The organism is Paracoccus spongiarum (genome assembly GCF_030732095.1).
GTDB lineage: Bacteria > Pseudomonadota > Alphaproteobacteria > Rhodobacterales > Rhodobacteraceae > Paracoccus > Paracoccus spongiarum.
In genome coordinates this window covers 1-18,273 of record NZ_JAVAMQ010000013.1, presented here as the reverse complement: position 1 = coordinate 18,273, position 18,273 = coordinate 1, and the positions used below count along the sequence as shown (strand labels likewise).

The following is an 18,273-nucleotide window of genomic DNA, read 5'->3' as shown; positions in this document are numbered from 1 at the left end:
GCGGCGGGCCGATCGCGGCGCAGCCGCGCCATCGGCGCCCCGGGCCTCGGTCCGCCCCGCATGGCCGACGACGCCAAGCCCTTTCGGGCCGGCGGGTTTTGCGCTATCACCTCGGCAAACCGCCTCAGAGGAGCAGGGCCATGAAATTCTTCGTCGATACCGCCGATGTGGATGCGATCCGCGAGTTGAACGAACTGGGCATGGTGGACGGCGTGACCACCAACCCCTCGCTGATCCTGAAGGCTGGCCGCGACATCGAGGAGGTCACCCGCGAGATCTGCGGCATCGTCAGCGGCCCGGTCAGCGCCGAGGTCGTGGCCGAGAAGGCCGACGACATGATCCGCGAGGGCAAGCACCTGGCGAAGATCGCCGACAACATCGCGGTCAAGGTGCCGCTGACCTGGGACGGGCTGAAGGCCTGCCGGGCGCTGTCGAATGACGGTCACATGGTCAATGTCACGCTGTGCTTCTCGCCGGCGCAGGCGATCCTTGCCGCCAAGGCCGGCGCGACCTTCATCAGCCCCTTCATCGGCCGGCTTGACGACATCCATCTGGACGGGGTGGACCTGATCGCCGACATCCGCGAGATCTATGACAATTACGGCTACGAGACGCAGATCCTCGCCGCCTCGATCCGCACCGTGAACCACATCATCGAGGTGGCCAAGATCGGCACCGACGTGATCACCTCGCCGCCCTCGGTCATCAAGTCGATGGCCAAGCACATCTTGACGGACAAGGGGCTTGAGCAGTTCAATGCCGACTGGGCGAAGACCGGTCAGAAGATCGGCTGAGACGCCCTCGGGCAGCGCGAAGGAACAGGCATGACGGTGGATGTGGACCAGCAGGCGGGGCTTGATCCCGCGATCCGTGACAAGCTGCTGGCCGATCCCGGCGCCATCCTGGCCGACCGCGACCTGATGCGGGCGCTGGTGTCGGCCCGCGAGGCCGAGATCGGCGACAATGTCATCGACATTCGCGGCCGCGCGATGGAGGCGCTGGAAACCCGGCTCGACCGGCTGGAGAGCCAGCATGAAAGCGTCATCGCCGCCGCCTATGACAACCAGTCCGGCACGGCGGTGGTGCACCGGGCGGTGATCGGCCTGCTGGAGGCGCTGGACCTTGAGGATTTCATCGACAGCCTTCAGGCCGATATCGCGCCGCTGCTGCGTATCGAGACGCTGCGGCTGGTGATCGAGGCCGATCCGGTCCTGCCGAACCTGCCCGAGGACGTGGTGATTGCCCCCGAAGGCGCGGTCGGGCGGATCGTCACCGCCGGTCGCCGGGCGCTGCGCGGCGACGACATCGTGCTGCGACCCGCCTCGCCGATCACCCTGCCGATCCACGGACGATCGGTCGCCTCCGAGGCGCTGCTGCCGCTGGACCTGGGCGCCAAGCGGCCGCGTGCGCTGCTGCTGATGGGCAGCGCCGATGCCCAGAGGTTCATGCCAACGCATGGCACCGACCTGCTGCGCTTCTTCGGGCAGGTGTTCCGGCTGGTGCTGATGGCCCGGCTGCGACCGTGACCGCGCCCGGCCCGCTGGCGCTGGCGCCCGCCACGGCGGATGCGCTGGCCCGCTGGCTGGAAGTCGAGGCCGCGACCCGCGACCGATCGGCCCATACCATCACCGCCTATCGCGCCGACCTGCTGGCTTTTCTGGGCTTTCTGGGCGGCCATCACGGCCGGCCCGCCACCCCGGCCTCGCTGGCCGGGTTGCGGCAGACCGACATGCGCGCCTTTGCCGCGGCCGAGCGGGCGCGCGGCTTTGGCGCCCGGTCGCTGGCCCGGCGGCAATCGGCGGTGCGCAGCTTCCTGCGCTGGCTGTCGGATCGCGAGGGTTACGACCTGTCGGCCGCCCTGTCGGCGCGCAGCCCGAAATACGCAAGATCCCTGCCCCGCCCGCTGAGTCCGGATCAGGCCCGGGACGCGCTGGACATGGTGGCGTCGGGCCATGACACGCCCTGGGTCGCCGCGCGCGACGTGGCGGTGATGACGCTGCTGTGGGGCTGCGGGCTGCGCATCTCGGAGGCGCTTGCGCTGGACGGCGCCGACTGGCCGTTCCGCGAGGCGCTGACGATCACCGGCAAGGGCGGCCGGCAGCGGCAGGTGCCGGTGCTGGCCGTGGCGCGCGACGCGGTGGCCACCTATCTGGCGCAATGCCCGTGGCGGCTGGCCGTCGATCAGCCGCTGTTCAGGGGCGTGCGCGGCGGCCGTCTGGATGCGGGCGCGGTGGCCGCGGCGCTGCGTCGCGCGCGGGCCGCGCTGGGGCTGCCGCAGACCGCCACGCCACATGCGCTGCGCCATTCCTTCGCCACCCATCTTCTGGCCGCGGGCGGCGATCTGCGCACCATCCAGGAACTGCTGGGCCATGCCAGCCTGTCGACCACGCAGGTCTATACCGGGGTCGACGACGCGCATCTGATGGCCGTCTATCGCGCCGCCCATCCGCGCGGATGAGGCTGCCGCTCGCGGGCTTGCGGCGGCGCGGCGGCTGGCCGATGATGCGGGCCGCGAACCGCGCGGCGCCCTGATGCGTTGTCCGCGAGGCCAAATGAGGATGGAACGATGACCACGCATGCGATCTTCAACCGCCCGCTGGACTCCCAGGTGCCGCAAGGGCTGGACCAGGCGATCTTCGGCATGGGCTGCTATTGGGGCGTCGAGCGGCTGTTCTGGAAACAGCATGGCGTCTGGCTGACCGAGGTGGGCTTTGCCGGCGGCGCGACCGAAAACCCGACCTACGAGCAGGTCTGTTCGGGACGCACGGGCCACGCCGAGGTGGTCCGGGTGGTGTTCGACAGCTCGCTGGTCAGCTATGACCACCTGCTGCAGATGTTCTGGGAAAACCACGATCCGACGCAGGGCAACCGGCAGGGCAACGATGTCGGCTCGCAATATCGCAGCCTGATCGTCGCGATGAACGACAGCCAGCTGTCGGCGGCCGAGGCCTCGCGCATCGACTACGACAACCGGCTGGCGGTGGCGGGCTACGGCGCCATCACCACCGAGATCGTCGAGGGCGCGCGCTTCTGGCCCGCCCATGAGGCGCACCAGCAATACCTGCACAAGAATCCGGCCGGTTATTGCGCGCTGCGGGGCACCGGGGTAGAGGCGTCGGTGCCCAACCCGGATGCGACTGCATGACCACCTATTCCGCGCTGACCCATCTTCGCGGCCGCGATGCCGCCGAGGATCTTGCCGAGGCCTGCGAGGGGCTGGAGCCCGAGCCGGTCGGCACCGGCATCTTCGAGATCGAGGACGGCTCGGGACGGTGGGAGGTCGGCGCCTATTTCACCGAGCCCCCCGACGCGGTGGCGCTGGCGCTGCTGGCCGCCGCGCATGGCGCCAACCCCTTCGCCATCTCGGAGCTGCCGGATGTGGACTGGGTCGCCCATGTCCGCCGCGAACTGACCCCGGTCGAGGCGGGGCGGTTCTTCGTGCATGGCAGCCACGATCTGGACAAGGTGCCCGAGGGGGTCGAGGCGTTGTGCATCGAGGCCGCGATGGCCTTCGGCACCGGCCATCACGACACCACCAAGGGCTGCCTCGAGGCGCTGGACAGGCTGGCAGGTGCCGGGTTTGCGCCACGCCGGGTCGCCGATATCGGCTGCGGCACGGCGGTGCTGGCGATGGCCGCGGCGCGGGTCTGGCCGATCACCGTGCTGGCCAGCGACATCGACCGCGTGGCGGTGGATACCGCCGCCGCCAATGTCATCGCCAACGGGCTTGACGGGCGGGTGGTCTGCATCGAGGCCGCGGGCTTCGACCATCCCCTGCTGCGCGATGCGGCACCCTTCGATCTGGTGCTGGCCAATATCCTCAAGCAGCCGCTGATCGACCTTGCGCCGCTGATGGCGCGTCACGTGGCGCCAGGCGGGCAGATCATCCTGTCGGGCATCCTGACCGCTCAGGCCGCCGAGGTGCTGGCGGCCTATGCCGCCAGCGGCTTCGATCCGGGCCGCCGCGACGATCTGGGCGAATGGTCCACCCTCACGATGTCGCGCCCCGCCTGACGCCCTGACCCGCAGCGCCAGGCCGCGCCGCGTTCCCGCCGACGCCACCGTGCGGCCATGAAAAAACCCCCGCTGCAACCGCATGGGGGTTCGTTCGTCCGGTGCTTGCTGATCAGAAGCTGCGTGCAACCCGCTGGATGTCGCCGCGGCACAGTCCGATATCGTCCAGTTCGCGGTCCGACAGGCGGCTCAGTTCGCGCTTGGTCGAGCGGACGTCCCGCCACGATCCGACCAGCGAAAAGAGGCTTGCGACGACGCTGCCAAGACCGCCGACAGCAAGGCTGCGGTTCGTTTCGATCTCCGACATCATATCACCCGTTTCAAGTTTGCCCGTGCTTCGGGCAGGTTTCCAACGAGTCGTGATGTAGATTGTGCAGGTGCAGAAAACCATCGCGTTTGCCGCAAGGCCGACATGCACGATGTGCATATGCCCGTGGGGACTGCGGGGAACCGGGTCTGCCTGGCGCCTGGGGTGGCGCGGGTGTGGCGCGCACCGGGCCGGGCGCGCGAGGCCGGGCTTGGCGCGGCTCAGGCGCCGGTCGCTGCCAGGGGGACGAAAAAACCCCCATCGCCGTGGCGCATGGGGGTTTGATCGGGTGGCGTGGTGTCGCTGCGGGGCATCTCAGATGCCTGCGACAACCGTGTCGATGTCGGCGCGGTTCATGCCGATGTCTTCAAGGTCGCGCTCGGACAGCCGGTTCAGGGCGGCGCGGGTCACGCGGCGGGCTTTCCAGCCGGCAAGGGCGCTGCGCAGATCGGCGAGGAAATCGGCAAAGCCGTGGCCCTGGGAAATCGCGATCGTGGTCATCTCTGTCTTCTCCTGTCATGGGCGGCTCGGACCATCCGTGCCGGTTCCATGACCCGAAGATAGGGGCGCGCAGGGCCGGCGACATCCCGCAAAATCGTCAATGCCGCATTGCAGCAAGGTCATAAGCCATGACGACGGCGTGATTTATCGCTAACGGGTTTGCACGGATGTTGCGGCCGCGCCCCAGTCGCCGCAAGCCGCCTGCCACAGCGCCATCGCAGCCACCGCCGCCGTGTCCGCACGCAGGATGCGCGGGCCAAGGCTGATCGGCACCACCGCCGGCGTGCCGCCCAGCCGGCTGCGTTCGGCCGGGGAAAAGCCGCCCTCCGGTCCGATCAGGATGGCCCAGGGCCCACGCGGCAGCCCGGCCAGCGTCTCGGCGGGGCCGGCCCGCGCCTCGTCGGCCCAGAGGATCCGCCGACCGCCATCCCAGCCCTCCAGCAGGCGCGACAGCGGGACCAGTTCGGCAACCTCGGGCACGAAGGTGCCGCCGCATTGTTCGGCAGCCTCGACGGCATGGGCCTGAAGGCGGTCCTGGCGTACCCGTTCGGCATTGGTGAAGTCAGTCTGCACCGGCAGGATCCGCGCGGCCCCCATCTCGGCCGCCTTCTCGACGATGAAATCGGTGCGGGCCTTCTTGATCGGGGCGAACAGCAGCCACAGGTCGGGCGGATCGCGCTGCGCCCCGGTCTGCGCCAGCGGCAGGACCGTGCCGCCCCGCCTGCCCAGATCGACGATCTCGGCCGACCACTCGCCATCGCGGCCATTGAACACCGACAGCCGGTCGCCCGCCCGCTGGCGCATCACTCCCGACAGGTAATGCGCCTGCCCGGCCTCCAGCGGGACGGGTTGTCCCTCGGCCAGCGGGTGATCTATGAACAGCCTGATCTTCGCCATTATGGGCCGACGCTATGCAAAGCCGCACCGAAAGGCCAGACGCCGTCATCGACGCACCAAGGAACAACTGGGTCGACCGCCATGCGCCGGCCGCCTGGCGGCCCTGGCTGCGGTTGTCGCGGGCCGACCGGCCGATCGGCACATGGCTTCTGCTGCTGCCCTGCTGGTGGGGGGTGGGGCTTGCGATGATGGCGGATGAACCGCGCCTGCGTGATCTGTGGATCGTGCTGGCCTGTGCCATCGGGGCGCTGGTGATGCGGGGTGCGGGCTGCACCTGGAACGACATCACCGACCGCCGCATCGACGCGCAGGTGGCGCGGACCCGGTCGCGGCCTCTGCCCTCGGGGCAGGTCAGCCTGCGCGGCGCCTATCTGTGGCTGGTGGCGCAGGGGCTTGCGGGCTTCGTGATCCTGCTGACCCTGGGGCGCGCGGCGATCTGGATGGGCGTGCTGTCGCTGGTGCTGGTGGCGATCTATCCCTTTGCCAAGCGGTTCACCTGGTGGCCGCAGATCTTCCTGGGGCTGGCCTTCAACTGGGGCGTGATGCTGGCCTATGCGGCGCATATGGGCCGGGTCGATGCGGCGCCGGTGGTGGCCTGGCTGGGCGGCATCGCCTGGACGATCTTCTACGACACCATCTACGCCCATCAGGATGTCGAGGACGACGCGCTGATCGGCGTCAAGTCGACGGCGCGGCTGTTCGGCGCCCACAGCCCGCGAATCCTGGCGGGCTTTGCGGTGCTGGCGGTGCTGCTGCTGGCGATCGCGACATCACTTCCCGGTCGCAATCTCTTGATTGCCGCCGCGGGCCTTGCAGGCTTCGCCGCGCATCTGGCATGGCAGCTTAGGAAATTCAAGCCGGATCAAGGAGATGTCTGCCTGCGGCTATTCCGGTCGAACCGCGATGCCGGGCTGATCCTCGCGCTGTTTCTTGCCATCGCCGGGCTGGCGTGATTGCACGACCGGTGCGCCGCGGCTAGACCTGCGCGAGCTGCCACAGATCACGGTTCCCGCTCATGGCACAGTCCCGCAGGCGCTTTTCGACCGCCCTGGCCAGCCTGATCGTTCTTTCGGGGGCGGCGGGGCTGTGCTGGTGGGGGGCCGACTCGGCCGCCAGCTTCATCGAACAGCGCTCGCGCGAGGATGTGTCGCTGGCGCTGGCGACCGGCGGGCAGGACTGGGCCGAGGTCGAGACCGACGGGCTGCGCGTGTATCTGCGCGGCACCGCCCCGAACGAGGTCCAGCGGTTCCGCGCGATGACCCAGGCGGCCAGCGCGGTCGATGCGTCGCGGATCGTGGACGAGATGACGGTCGCCTCGGCCGAGGCGCTGCGGCCGCCCGATTTCAAGATCGAACTGCTGCGGGATGGCGACGGCATCTCGCTGATCGGGCTGGTGCCCGCGACCACCGACCGCGCCGATCTTGTGCGGGTGCTGAAAAGCGAGACGGCCGCCCCGAAGATCACCGACATGCTGGAAGCCGCCGATTACGCGGTGCCCGAGGGCTGGGACGCGGCGATGCGTTTTGGCCTCGTGGCGGCGCAGCAGGCCGGCCGCGCCAAGATCTCGATCGCGCCGGGGCGGGTGCATGTCACGGCCATCGCGGACAGCCGCGCGGAAAAGGGCCGGCTGGAAACCGACCTGAAGCGGATGCGCCCGGCCGAGGTGACGCTGAAGACCGACATCTCGGCGCCGCGCCCGGTGATTGCGCCCTTCACCCTGCGCTTCCTGATCGACGCCGAGGGCGCGCGCTTCGACGCCTGCGCCGCCGACAACGACGCGGGTCGCACGCGCATCCTGGACGCCGCTGTCAGGGCCGGCGCGACCGGCAAGCCGGGCTGCACGCTGGGGCTGGGGGCGCCGGCGGCGGAATGGGCCGATGCGGCGGTGGCGTCGATCGAGGCGGTTGCGGAACTGGGCGCGGGAACGGTCACGCTGTCGGACGCCGACATCGCGCTGAGCGCGCCTGCCGAGGTCGATCAGGCGCAGTTCGACGAGGTGGCCGGCCGGCTGGAATCGCGCCTGCCGCGCGTCTTTTCGCTGCAGGCGCGCAAGGATCGCCCCGAAGAGGCCGATCAGGGCCGCCCCGAATTCGTGGCCTCGCTGGCCGGCGACCGCGCCCTGAGCATGCGCGGCCGCATCACCGACGCGCGGATGCGGCAGGCGGTGGACAGCTTTGCCCGGTCACGCTTCCGCCAGGTCCAGGGCGCGCTGCGCAGCGACAGCGAGGTGCCGGGCGGCTGGACCGTGCGCGTCATCGCCGCGCTGGAGGCGATGGACGGGCTGGCCAGCGGCACTGCCGAGGTGACGCCCGACCTGATCCGCCTCAGCGGGCTGTCGGGCGATCCCGACGCGACCGAGCGGATCGCCGCGACGCTGGCCGAACGGCTGGGGCCCGGCGCGCGCTATGACCTGTCGCTGCGTTATGACCGGCGACTGGACCCGGCGCTGGACCTGCCCGACGGCGAGGAGTGCGTGCGGCAGTTGAACATCATCCTGTCGGAATCCGAGATCGGCTTCGAGCCGAGCAAGTCGACCATCGCCGGCGATCCCGGGCCGACCCTGGCGCGGATGGCCGAGGTGATGGCCGAATGCGCGGAGTTCCAGCTTGAGGCCGGTGGCCACACCGATTCGCAGGGGTCCGAGGGCTTCAACGCCGACCTGTCGCGCGCCCGCGCGCAGGCGCTGGTCGCCGCGATGACCGAGGCGGGCATCGACACCGCGAACACCTCCGCGCGCGGCTATGGCGAAAGCCAGCCGATCGCCGCAAACGATACCGAGGCAGGCCGCGAGGAGAACCGCCGCATCGAGTTTCGCCTGCTGTCCGAACGCCCGGTCCGCAACACCCCGCTGGCGGCGCCGGTGACGCTGAGCGGGACCACCACGTCCGAGCCCGAGGGTCCGGCGCCGCGCGCGCCCGAAGCCGGGGCCGGGCACGGTGCCGAAGGCGGGGCGGCGGCGGGCGGGGTGGAGGGGCCAGAGGGCCCGCCGATGCCGGTGCCGCTGGCCGGGCCGGCGATGGCGCCCGCGACGGTGGGCGTCAGCGAGGTCTTCGAGACGCTGGACGAGCGCGAGGAAAAGATTAGGCTGCCGGTGCAGACCCCGGACGAGAATACCCCGCGCCCCAGTCCCCGCCCCGGTGACGCGGAAGCCGCGGCCCAGGCAGAAGGCGCGACCGGCAGCGAATGAACCGCACCGAATTCATCACCGTCACCGCGATCATCCTGTTCGCCGCCTTCGCGCTTGGCTGGTTCGCAAGCTGGGTCGTGCATCGCCTGACCCGCCCGACCCGCGCCGGGATGACCGAACTTGACCACATGGCCCAGCAGCTGCACGACGCCGAGGAGGCACGCGATGCAGCCATCAGCCAGCTGGAGGAGCGCGAAGCCGATCTGGCCAGCCGCCTTGCGGGCGCCGAGGCCGAGTTGCAGGCGGCGATGGAGGGGCTGCAGGAAAGCCGGGTCGAGGTCGAGGAACTGCGCGACTATATCGAGCGCAAGCTGGCCCGGCGCTGATCGCCGGGCGGAGGCGGGGGGCCTTGCGCCCCCCATCTCCTGCGGAGATTCCCCCCGCAGGATATTTGCGCACAGAAGATGCCCTCAGATGCCCGCGTCGATGATCGCGCGGGCGAGGACCGGGACCGTGTCGCGGTTGAGGCCCGCGATGTTCAGGCGGGAGTCGCCGACCATGTAGATGGCCGCGTCGGATTTCAGCGCCTGAACCTGTTCGGGCGTCGCGCCGAGCCGCGAGAACATGCCGCGGTGATGGGCGATGAAGTCGAAGCGGTCGCTGCCCGACAAGCTGCGCAGTTCGGCCGCAAGCTGGTCGCGCAGGCCCAGCATGGTGTTGCGGACATCCTCGAGTTCGGCCTGCCAGTCGGCCCGGAGCGCATCGTCGGTCAGGATGGTACTGACGATCCGGGCGCCGTGGTCGGGCGGGAAGGAGAAGTTCTGCCGGTTGAGATAGGCCATCGCGCCCTGCGACAGGTCGCGGGCCGCCGTCGTCCCGGCCAGCGCCATCAGGATGCCGGTGCGTTCGCGGTAGATGCCGAAATTCTTCGAGCAGGACGCCGCGATCAGCACCTCGGGCAGGCTGCGCGCCACAAGACGCGTGGCCTCGGCATCGGCATCCAGCCCGTCGCCAAAGCCCTGATAGGCAAGGTCGATCAGCGGCACCGCGCCCGATTTGTCGAGCATGGCGACGATCTCTTGCCACTGCCCGGGCGTGAGGTTGGCGCCGGTCGGGTTGTGGCAGCAGCCGTGCAGGAGCACGACGTCGCCCTTGCCGGCGCGCGCGATGTCGGCCTTCATCCCCTCGAAATCGACGCCGCGGGTCGCATTGTCGAAATAGCGATATTCAAGGAAGGGCAGGCCCATGAACTTCATGATCGACAGGTGATTGGGCCAGGTCGGGTCCGAGACATGCACCGTCAGGCCCGGGTTGGCCATGCGCGCCAGTTCAAGCGCCTGCCGGATCGCGCCGGTGCCCCCCACCGAGGCGACCGAGGCCAGCCGGTCGCCCGGCACATCCGCCAGCACCATGCGGGCCATGGCGGCGCGGTATTCGGGCTCGCCCGCGAGGCCGGTATAGGCCTTGGTGGTCTGGGCTTCCCAGATCCGCTGCTCGGCCGCCTTGACGGCGCGCATCACCGGGGTCACGCCCTGCGGGTCCTTGTAGACGCCGACGCCGAGGTCGATCTTGCCCTGGCGGGTGTCGGCCTTGAACTCCTCGATCAGCATCAGGATCTTGTCGGGGGCTTGCGGCGTCAGGTTGGACAGCATTCTCAGGCGTCTCCGGTTGCGATGTTCAGGTCGGGAAAGCTGCCCCATTCGGCCCAGCTTCCGTCATAGAGCGAGTGGTTGCGATGGCCGATCCGTTCCAGAGCGAGGCTGAGGATCGCTGCGGTCACGCCGCTGCCGCAGGTGGTGATCGCGGGCTTTGACAGATCGACCCCGGCGGCCTCGAACTCGGCGCGGATGGCCTCGGGGGGCTTCATGGTGCCGTCGGCGTTGAGAAGCCGCCCGAAGGGCAGGTTGCGCGCACCGGGGATATGGCCGGCGCGCAGGCCCGGGCGCGGCTCGTCGACCTCGCCGCGGAAGCGGTCGGCGGCGCGGGCGTCGATGATCTCGTGATCGCCCAGCTTCGAGGCCGAGGCGACCTGCGTCACGTCACGGACCAGCCCGGCCTGGCGCTGCACGGTGATGTGGCGGTCACGCAGGATCGGCTCCATGTCCTCGACCGGGCGCCCCTCGGCCTGCCATTTGCCAAATCCGCCATCCAGCACCGCGACATCGGGCTTGCCCATCAGCCGGAACGTCCACCAGACCCGCGCCGCGCTCCGCACGTCGGAATTGTCGTAGACCACGACCTGATGGCCGTCGCCGATGCCCATCGCCCGCATCCGGCTGATGAAAAGCTCGACCGGGGGGGCCATGTGCGGCAGGCTGCTGCGGCTGTCCGAGATGGCCTCGATGTCGAAGAACCGCGCGCCGGGAATGTGCGCGGCCTCGTATTCGGCGCGGGCGTCGCGGCCACTGGCGGGCATGTGCCAGCTTGCATCGATGATCCGCAGGTCGGGATCGGCGAGGTGATCGGCCAGCCACGCCGTCGAAACCAGGCTTCTCGGATCGTCCTGCATCGCTGCCATGCCCCCTTTTTGCCGTCCCCTGCGTCCGTCCCCGTTTACCCGCGCCCCCGCGAGGCTGCAATGGGCAGGTCCGGTGAACCGGCCGCGACCCGCCCGCGTTCCTCCCGGAGGGACAGCCCCGCAACAGGAAGGACGCCGTGACCGAGGACGAACGCGACGCGCATCCGGTGCCGGTCGGGCGCATCGCCCGCATCGCCCGGCTGGGCGGCATGGCGGCGGGCATCGCCGGCCGGGCCGCGATCGGCGGCGCCGGGATGCTGGCGCAGGGGCGCAGGCCCTCGGCGCGCGATCTGCTGCTGACCCCGGCGAATGCGGCGCGGCTGACCCGGCAGCTGTCGCAGATGCGCGGCGCCGCGATGAAGCTGGGCCAGCTGATGTCCATGGAGGCGGGCGATCTGCTGCCCCCGGATCTGGCGCAGGTCATGGCGCGGCTGCGCGACCAGGCATCGCATATGCCGCCCGGGCAACTGAAACAGGTGCTGGCCGCCGCCTATGGTGCCGATTTCGTCCATCGTTTCAGGCGGTTCCAGACCCGGCCCGTCGCCGCCGCATCGATCGGGCAGGTGCATCGCGCCACCGCCCTCGACGGCCGGGATCTGGCCATCAAGCTGCAATATCCCGGCATCGCCGCCAGCATCGACAGCGACCTTGCCAATGTCGCGGCGCTGATCCGCATGTCGGGGCTGCTGCCGCGCGGCTTCGATCTGGCGCCGCTGATCGATGAGGCGCGCGGGCAGCTGCGCGCCGAGGCCGATTACGCGCAGGAAGCGCGGGCGATGAGCAGGTTTGCCGATCTGCTGGCCGGAGATGACGGCTTTGCGGTGCCGCGCCCGGCCGCCGATCTGTGTGCGCCGGGCGTACTGGCGATGGATTTCATGGCCGGCGAGCCGGTCGAGACACTGGCCGGCGCGCCACAGGCGCTGCGGGACAGGCTGGCGGAACGGCTGATTGCCCTGACGCTGCGCGAGATCTTCGCGTTCGGCCTGCTGCAAAGCGACCCGAACTTCGCGAATTTCCGCTGGAACGGCGCCAACGGGCGCATCGTGCTGCTGGATTTCGGCGCGGTGCGCGAGGTGCCGGGCGCGCTGGTCGGCCGCCTGCGCGCCCTGCTGGGCGCGGGCCTGGCAGAAGGGCAGGGCCTGGGCGGCGGGCCGGACCTTGCGGAGGCGGCCGGGGCTGCGGGCTATCTGGACCCCGCGATGAGCGCGGCCGACCGCGACCGTCTGCTGGACATGATGCGGCTGGCTTTCGCACCCTTCCGCACGGCCGAGCCGTTCGATTTCGCGGCTTCGAACCTGCCCGCACAGCTTCGCGACATGACCCTGGTCCATGCGCGCGACCGTGACGGGGTGCATCTGCCGCCGATCGACCTGATCTTCGTGCAGCGCAAGGTGGCGGGGCTGTTCCTGCTGGGTGCGCGGCTGAGGGCGCGGGTGGCGCTGGCGCCACTGGTCGCGCCCCATGCCGCCTAGACGTTCTGCTTCAACAGCCGCTGTTTCTGGCGGTTCCAGTCGCGCTTGGCGCTGGTTTCGCGCTTGTCGGCGACCTTCTTGCCCTTGGCGATGCCGATCTTCAGCTTCACGATCCCGCGATGGTTGAAATACATCACAAGCGGCACCAGCGTCATGCCCTCGCGGCCCACGGCCTGCCACATCCGGGCCAGTTCGCGCCGGTTGACCAGCAGCTTTCGCCGGCGCCGTTCCTCGTGGCCGAAGACGCCGGCATTGCCGAGCGCCGCGATATGGCCGTTGATCAGCCACAATTCGCCGTCCTCGATGCTGGCATAGCTTTCGGCGATGTTCGACTGGCCGGTGCGCAGCGACTTCACCTCGGACCCGGTCAGGACGATGCCCGCCTCGAGATCGCTTTCGATGAAATAGTCGAAACGCGCCCGGCGGTTCTCGGCGATCACCTTGTAGTTCGGATTTTCGGGTCCCTTGGCCATGACGGCGTTAGATAGGCACGTGCGGCGCGGCTGTAAAGGTCGCGCGAGGGGGCTTGCGGCGGGGCCGCTTTGCCGGGCTTCATGGGTGCAGCCCCCGCGCCGCCAGAAGGAGCGCCCGATGCGACCCGGCCCCAGGAACCTGATCACCGATGTCGCGGGCCTCGCGGTCGGCAACGCCTCGGACGCCGCCCTGCGGTCGGGCACCACGGTGCTGACCGCCGCGAGGCCCTTCGCGGCATCGGTGCATGTCATGGGCGGCGCGCCCGGCAGCCGCGACACGGATCTGCTGGCCCCCGACAAGCTGGTCGGACAGGTCGACGCGCTGGTGCTTTCGGGCGGTTCGGCCTTCGGCCTCGCGGCCTGCGACGGCGTGATGGCCGGGCTGCGCGCGGCGGGACGCGGCTTCGCGGTGGGGGCGGCGCGGGTGCCGATCGTGCCGGGGGCGATCATTTTCGACCTGCTGAACGGCGGCGACAAGGGCTGGACCGACAACCCCTACCCGGTGCTGGGCCGCGCGGCGCTGTCCGCCGCATCGCCCGATTTCGCCATCGGCAGCCTGGGCGCGGGCACCGGTGCGACGACGGCGCGGGACAAGGGCGGCCTGGGCTCGGCCTCGGCGGTGCTGGAGGATGGCACGACGATCGGCGCCTTGGTGGTGGTGAACGCGCTTGGCCAGGCCACGGTGGGCGATGGCCCGCATTTCTGGGCCGCACCGTGGGAACTGTCGGGCGAATTCGGCGGCCTCGGCCTGCCGCGCGACTTTCGCGGCGCGGCCGAACCGGCCCCGGTCAAGCGGCCGGGCGAGGCCACCACGATCGCCATCGTCGCGACCGATGCGCGGATGGACAAGCCCGCCCTGCTGCGGCTGGCGACGGCGGCGCAGGACGGGATGGCGCGGGCGCTGGTGCCCAGCCACACACCGTTTGACGGGGATCTGATCTTCGCGCTGTCGACGAACGCAAGACCTCTGGCCGATCCGGTCGCGGGGCCGTTTCTTCTGGGCCACGCCGCCGCCTGCGTCCTCGCGCGGGCCATCGCGCGGGGGATCCACGCCGCCACGGCCGCGCCTGGCGATCTTCAGCCCTGCTGGGGTGTCCGGCTCGGGATGCGGTCCGGCGGGCAATGACAGGGGGCAATGAAGGGCGGCACGACTGGCGCACCGCCCCCAGAGACCGCCAAGAGGGACAACCTGGCGATGAGGAGCAACGCACCGCAGCCCGCGCGGGTTCGCCCCCGCGCGCGGGGCGCGTTCACGATGCGGTGCGCGACGGGCCGCGACCGCCGGACGCGACGCGGCTTTGACTTCCGCTAAGCGCCGCGTTTAATATATTGACCAAACCGACGCAGGAGATTCTGCCGTGACCCGACATTCCACCGATCTCAAGACATTGCTGCGCGACCCCTCGCTGCTGGAAACCCGCGCCTTCGTGGCGGGCGACTGGGTCGATGCCGATGACGGCGCGACCTTCGCGGTGCGCAACCCCGCGCGTGGCGATGTCATCGCCGAGGTCGCCGATCTCGGCCGGGCCGAGGTGGCCCGCGCCATCGCGGCCGCCGCTGCGGCCATGAAGGGCTGGGCGGCGCGCACCGCAAAGGACCGCGCGCAGGTGATGCGCCGCTGGTTCGATCTGATGATCGAGAACCAGGACGATCTGGCCCGCATCCTGACCGCCGAGATGGGCAAGCCCTTCGCCGAGGCCAAGGGCGAGATCGCCTATGGCGCCAGCTTCATCGAATGGTTCGGCGAAGAGGCCAAGCGCGTCTATGGCGAGACCATCCCGGGCCACCAGCCCGACAAGCGCCTGACCGTGATCCGCCAGCCCGTCGGCGTCGTCGGCAGCATCACGCCGTGGAACTTTCCGAACGCGATGATCGCCCGGAAGGCCGGCCCGGCGCTGGCGGTCGGTTGCGGCTTCGTCGCGCGACCCGCCGCCGAAACCCCGCTTTCGGCGCTGGCGATGGCCGTTCTGGGCGAACGCGCGGGCCTGCCCGCGGGCATCCTTTCGGTCGTCACCTCGTCGCGGTCCTCCGACGTCGGCAAGGAGTTCTGCGAAAACCCGCTGGTGCGCAAGCTGACCTTCACGGGTTCCACCGAAGTCGGGCGCATCCTGCTGCGCCAGGCCGCCGATCAGGTGATGAAATGCTCGATGGAGCTGGGCGGCAACGCGCCCTTCATCGTCTTCGACGACGCCGATCTTGACGCGGCGGTCGAGGGTGCGATGGCCTCGAAATTCCGCAACAACGGCCAGACCTGCGTCTGCGCCAACCGCATCTACGTGCAGTCGGGCGTCTATGACGAGTTCGCGCGCAGGCTGGCGGCCGCGGTCGACAACCTGCGGGTCGGCGACGGCCTCGAGGAGGGGGTGACCACCGGCCCGCTGATCAACGAGGACGCGGTCGGAAAGGTTGAGGAGCATATCCGGGACGTTCTTGACGGCGGCGGCGATGTCGTGACCGGCGGCGAACGGCTTGGCGGGCTGTTCTTCCAGCCGACGGTCGTGACCGGCGTGACCGACAGCATGAAGGTGGCCACCGAGGAAACCTTCGGCCCGCTGGCGCCGCTGTTCCGTTTCGACAGCGAGGACGAGGTGATCGAAAAGGCGAATGCCACGATCTTCGGCCTTGCCTCGTATTTCTATGCCCGCGATATCGGCCGCATCACCCGCGTCCAGGAGGCGCTGGAATACGGCATCGTCGGCGTCAACACCGGCATCATCTCGACCGAGGTCGCCCCCTTCGGCGGCATCAAGCAATCGGGCCTGGGCCGCGAGGGCAGCCGCCACGGCATCGAGGACTTCCTCGAGATGAAATACGTCTGCCTGTCGATCTGACGGCAACAGTAACAGGCACGGCGCGCGATCAGGACAAGACGGCACGCAAAAAACTGGCGGCGCCGGGGAACGGTCGGTTCCCCGGCGCATTCTTCAGTGAAGGCTGCGCACGGGACGCGGCCGGGCAGGCAATCAGGAAGGACATTGCATGGAAGGTTTTGGCTGGATTCTCTCGATCATCCTCGGCGCGATCGCCGGCTGGATCGCCGAGAAGATCATGAAAAGCGACCACGGGCTGCTGAAGAACATCATTCTGGGCATCCTTGGCGCGCTGCTGGGCAACTGGCTGTTCCGCGCCCTTCTCGGCGGCACGGCGGGCGGCGCGATCGGCCAGCTGGTCGTGGCGGTGATCGGCGCCTGCATCCTGATCTGGCTGGGCAGGCTGATCCGCGGCCGGGGCTGACGGTCGCAATGCTGGAATCGGAAAGGCCGGCGCCTGCGGGGCGCCGGCCTTTTCATGTTCGCAGCCCCGCTGGCGCGATCAGTCGTCCTCGCCTTCGTCGTCACCGCTGTCGGGCAGGTTGAAGAAGGTGTCGGCGTCCAGGTCGCGCTGCGGCTTCTCGTCCTCGTCGCGGCTCAGCGAGAAATTCTCGAGCCCGGCGATGGCGGTCGGCAGGCGCGGCTCGTCGCTCATGGCAAGCGACGTTTCCGTGCTCACCAGCTTCCTGCGCTCGTCATCGGTCATCACATCGCCCTCGGCACCGCGCTTCTTGGCGGCCTTCTGCACGGCGGCGTCCAGTTCGGTCTGCCGGCAGAGGCCGAGGGCGACCGGGTCGATCGGCTGGATGTTCTGGATGTTCCAATGCGTCCGTTCACGGATCGAGGCGATGGTGGGCTTGGTGGTGCCGACCAGCTTGGCGATCTGCGAATCGGCCAGTTCGGGATGGAACTTGACCAGCCACAGGATCGCCGCCGGCCGGTCCTGCCGCTTCGACAGCGGCGTATAGCGGGGACCGCGGCGCTTTTCCTCGCCGTCGGCCGCGGGGTTGTGCTTCAGCCGCAGCCGATAGGTCGGGCTGGCCTCGCCCTTGCGGATTTCCTCGGCGTCAAGCTGGTTCGAGGCGATCGGGTCGTAACCCTTGACCCCGGCAGCCACGTCGCCATCGGCAATGCCCTGCACCTCAAGCTCGTGCAGCCCGCAGAAGTCACCGATCTGCTTGAAGCTGAGCGTGGTGTTGTCCACCAGCCAGACGGCGGTGGCCTTGGCCATCAGCGGCTTGTTCATGTCCGTCTCCTTCGCATCTCTGCCCCGCGCATGGCCCTTTCGGGCCGGGAAAACGGCTTTCGGCGGGTGCCATTCCTCGTTTTCGGGGGGAATTGGCGGCGGATATAGCGTTTCTGAGGACCCGAGAAAAGGGGATTCGCGCAATCGGCCGTGGACGCTGCCGGTATCCCGGCTAGGCTGGCTGACATGCGACGCTTTTCCTTCGCCCTGATGGCCGCCCTGCTTCCCTGCCCCGCCTGGGCCGAGGACCGCGCCGAACAGTTCGACTATTACGTGCTGGCGCTCAGCTGGTCACCCGCATGGTGCCGGGCTGAAGGCGACCGGCGCGATGCCGCGCAATGCGCTGCGGGCCGCAAGACCGATTTCGTCATCCATGGCCTCTGGCCGCAATACGAACGGGGCTGGCCACAGGATTGCGCCACCGCAGAGCGCGATCCGTCTCGGCGCGACAGCCTGGCGATGGCCGAGTCGATGGGCTCGGCGGGACTGGCCTGGTACCAGTGGCAGAAACACGGCCGCTGCACCGGCCTTTCGGGGCCGGGCTATTACGCGCGGACCCGGGCCGCCGCGGCCGCGGTCGCGGTCCCCGACCTCTTCGAAGACCTTCCGCGCGACCTGAAGCTGCCGCCCGCGGTCATCGAGGATGCCTTCATCGAGGCCAATCCGGGGCTGGGGCGGGACGCGATCACCGTGACATGCCGCGCCGGCGCGCTGCAGGAGGTGCGGATCTGTCTGACCCGCGATCTCGCGCCCCGCGACTGCGCGCCCGACGCAAGGCAGGATTGCGCCGCGCGCGACGTGTTGATGGAGCGGGTCCGCTGAGAGCGCGGGGGGCTGACTTGACGGCTCCCAGATGGTTTGAGACCCCGCGAAAATCTGCGGCTTTGATTTCAAGGGGTTAGAGGGCG

Annotated in this window: 20 protein-coding genes; 13 read left to right on the top strand and 7 right to left on the bottom strand. The window is 69.6% G+C overall.

Annotated features, from left to right (window positions below):
- Nucleotides 1-140: 140 nt before the first annotated feature.
- From fsa to Q5Y72_RS13875, 5 genes are all read left to right on the top strand, one after another.
- Nucleotides 141-794 (top strand): fructose-6-phosphate aldolase, encoded by a 654-nt coding sequence (fsa, locus tag Q5Y72_RS13895; protein ID WP_305964025.1) that lies wholly within the window; start codon nt 141-143, stop codon nt 792-794.
- Nucleotides 795-824: 30 nt separating this feature from the next.
- Complete coding sequence (locus tag Q5Y72_RS13890; protein ID WP_305964024.1) at nt 825-1,526, top strand: DUF484 family protein; 702 nt, start codon at nt 825-827, stop codon at nt 1,524-1,526.
- A complete protein-coding gene (locus Q5Y72_RS13885; protein ID WP_305964023.1) occupies nt 1,523-2,458 on the top strand; it encodes a tyrosine recombinase XerC in 936 nt (311 codons plus the stop codon). The genes Q5Y72_RS13890 and Q5Y72_RS13885 overlap by 4 nt, the downstream gene beginning before the upstream one ends.
- 108 nt (nt 2,459-2,566) lie before the next feature.
- Nucleotides 2,567-3,145: a peptide-methionine (S)-S-oxide reductase MsrA gene (gene msrA / locus Q5Y72_RS13880; protein ID WP_305964022.1), complete on the top strand. Its 579-nt coding sequence runs from the start codon at nt 2,567-2,569 to the stop codon at nt 3,143-3,145.
- On the top strand, nt 3,142-4,014 hold the full coding sequence (locus Q5Y72_RS13875) for a 50S ribosomal protein L11 methyltransferase (RefSeq protein WP_305964021.1): 873 nt from the start codon (nt 3,142-3,144) through the stop codon (nt 4,012-4,014). Before msrA ends, Q5Y72_RS13875 begins: the two co-directional genes overlap by 4 nt.
- A 112-nt stretch (nt 4,015-4,126) precedes the next feature.
- On the opposite strand, the gene Q5Y72_RS19920 is transcribed toward Q5Y72_RS13875, so the two are convergent.
- The 3 genes from Q5Y72_RS19920 to Q5Y72_RS13860 form a co-directional block, all read right to left on the bottom strand.
- Entirely contained in the window at nt 4,127-4,441 is a 315-nt protein-coding gene (locus tag Q5Y72_RS19920; protein WP_371930831.1) for a DUF1127 domain-containing protein, read from the bottom strand.
- Between the two features lie 195 nt (nt 4,442-4,636).
- Nucleotides 4,637-4,822, bottom strand: coding sequence for a DUF1127 domain-containing protein (locus tag Q5Y72_RS13865; RefSeq protein ID WP_305964020.1), 186 nt, complete (start codon nt 4,820-4,822; stop codon nt 4,637-4,639).
- Between the two features lie 150 nt (nt 4,823-4,972).
- A complete protein-coding gene (locus tag Q5Y72_RS13860; protein WP_305964019.1) occupies nt 4,973-5,719 on the bottom strand; it encodes a 16S rRNA (uracil(1498)-N(3))-methyltransferase in 747 nt (248 codons plus the stop codon).
- Between the two features lie 14 nt (nt 5,720-5,733).
- On the opposite strand from Q5Y72_RS13860, the gene ubiA reads away from it, so the two are divergent.
- The 3 genes from ubiA to Q5Y72_RS13845 all read left to right on the top strand — a co-directional run bounded on the left by ubiA (nt 5,734) and on the right by Q5Y72_RS13845 (nt 9,232).
- The gene (gene ubiA, locus Q5Y72_RS13855) at nt 5,734-6,672 is read left to right on the top strand and encodes a 4-hydroxybenzoate octaprenyltransferase (protein WP_305964018.1); all 939 of its coding nucleotides are present in this window, start codon (nt 5,734-5,736) and stop codon (nt 6,670-6,672) included.
- 62 nt (nt 6,673-6,734) lie between these two features.
- Entirely contained in the window at nt 6,735-8,906 is a 2,172-nt protein-coding gene (locus Q5Y72_RS13850; RefSeq protein ID WP_305964017.1) for an OmpA family protein, read from the top strand.
- Nucleotides 8,903-9,232: a DUF4795 domain-containing protein gene (locus Q5Y72_RS13845; RefSeq protein WP_305964016.1), complete on the top strand. Its 330-nt coding sequence runs from the start codon at nt 8,903-8,905 to the stop codon at nt 9,230-9,232. Before Q5Y72_RS13850 ends, Q5Y72_RS13845 begins: the two co-directional genes overlap by 4 nt.
- A gap of 84 nt (nt 9,233-9,316) precedes the next feature.
- Here Q5Y72_RS13845 and Q5Y72_RS13840 read toward each other — a convergent pair whose 3' ends face one another.
- Nucleotides 9,317-10,498: an amino acid aminotransferase gene (locus tag Q5Y72_RS13840; RefSeq protein WP_305964015.1), complete on the bottom strand. Its 1,182-nt coding sequence runs from the start codon at nt 10,496-10,498 to the stop codon at nt 9,317-9,319.
- A 2-nt stretch (nt 10,499-10,500) separates the two neighbouring features.
- Complete coding sequence (sseA, locus tag Q5Y72_RS13835; protein ID WP_305964084.1) at nt 10,501-11,355, bottom strand: 3-mercaptopyruvate sulfurtransferase; 855 nt, start codon at nt 11,353-11,355, stop codon at nt 10,501-10,503.
- A gap of 146 nt (nt 11,356-11,501) precedes the next feature.
- Here sseA and Q5Y72_RS13830 point away from each other — a divergent pair, with 146 nt between their 5' ends.
- Nucleotides 11,502-12,836, top strand: a complete 1,335-nt coding sequence (locus Q5Y72_RS13830; protein ID WP_305964014.1) for an ABC1 kinase family protein — start codon at nt 11,502-11,504, stop codon at nt 12,834-12,836.
- Here the strand turns inward: Q5Y72_RS13830 and smpB are convergent.
- Complete coding sequence (smpB, locus tag Q5Y72_RS13825) at nt 12,833-13,309, bottom strand: SsrA-binding protein SmpB (protein WP_305964013.1); 477 nt, start codon at nt 13,307-13,309, stop codon at nt 12,833-12,835. The genes Q5Y72_RS13830 and smpB overlap by 4 nt on opposite strands.
- Nucleotides 13,310-13,427: 118 nt before the next feature.
- On the opposite strand from smpB, the gene Q5Y72_RS13820 reads away from it, so the two are divergent.
- The 3 genes from Q5Y72_RS13820 to Q5Y72_RS13810 all read left to right on the top strand — a co-directional run bounded on the left by Q5Y72_RS13820 (nt 13,428) and on the right by Q5Y72_RS13810 (nt 16,543).
- Complete coding sequence (locus Q5Y72_RS13820; RefSeq protein WP_305964012.1) at nt 13,428-14,435, top strand: P1 family peptidase; 1,008 nt, start codon at nt 13,428-13,430, stop codon at nt 14,433-14,435.
- 232 nt (nt 14,436-14,667) lie between these two features.
- Nucleotides 14,668-16,140, top strand: a complete 1,473-nt coding sequence (locus Q5Y72_RS13815) for an NAD-dependent succinate-semialdehyde dehydrogenase (RefSeq protein WP_305964011.1) — start codon at nt 14,668-14,670, stop codon at nt 16,138-16,140.
- A gap of 148 nt (nt 16,141-16,288) precedes the next feature.
- Nucleotides 16,289-16,543, top strand: coding sequence for a GlsB/YeaQ/YmgE family stress response membrane protein (locus Q5Y72_RS13810; RefSeq protein WP_305964010.1), 255 nt, complete (start codon nt 16,289-16,291; stop codon nt 16,541-16,543).
- A gap of 78 nt (nt 16,544-16,621) precedes the next feature.
- Here the strand turns inward: Q5Y72_RS13810 and Q5Y72_RS13805 are convergent, their stop codons facing one another.
- Nucleotides 16,622-17,365, bottom strand: a complete 744-nt coding sequence (locus tag Q5Y72_RS13805) for a DUF1013 domain-containing protein (RefSeq protein ID WP_305964009.1) — start codon at nt 17,363-17,365, stop codon at nt 16,622-16,624.
- A gap of 186 nt (nt 17,366-17,551) precedes the next feature.
- Between Q5Y72_RS13805 and Q5Y72_RS13800 the strand changes: the two genes are divergently transcribed.
- Nucleotides 17,552-18,187, top strand: coding sequence for a ribonuclease T2 family protein (locus Q5Y72_RS13800; protein ID WP_305964008.1), 636 nt, complete (start codon nt 17,552-17,554; stop codon nt 18,185-18,187).
- Nucleotides 18,188-18,273: the final 86 nt, after the last annotated feature.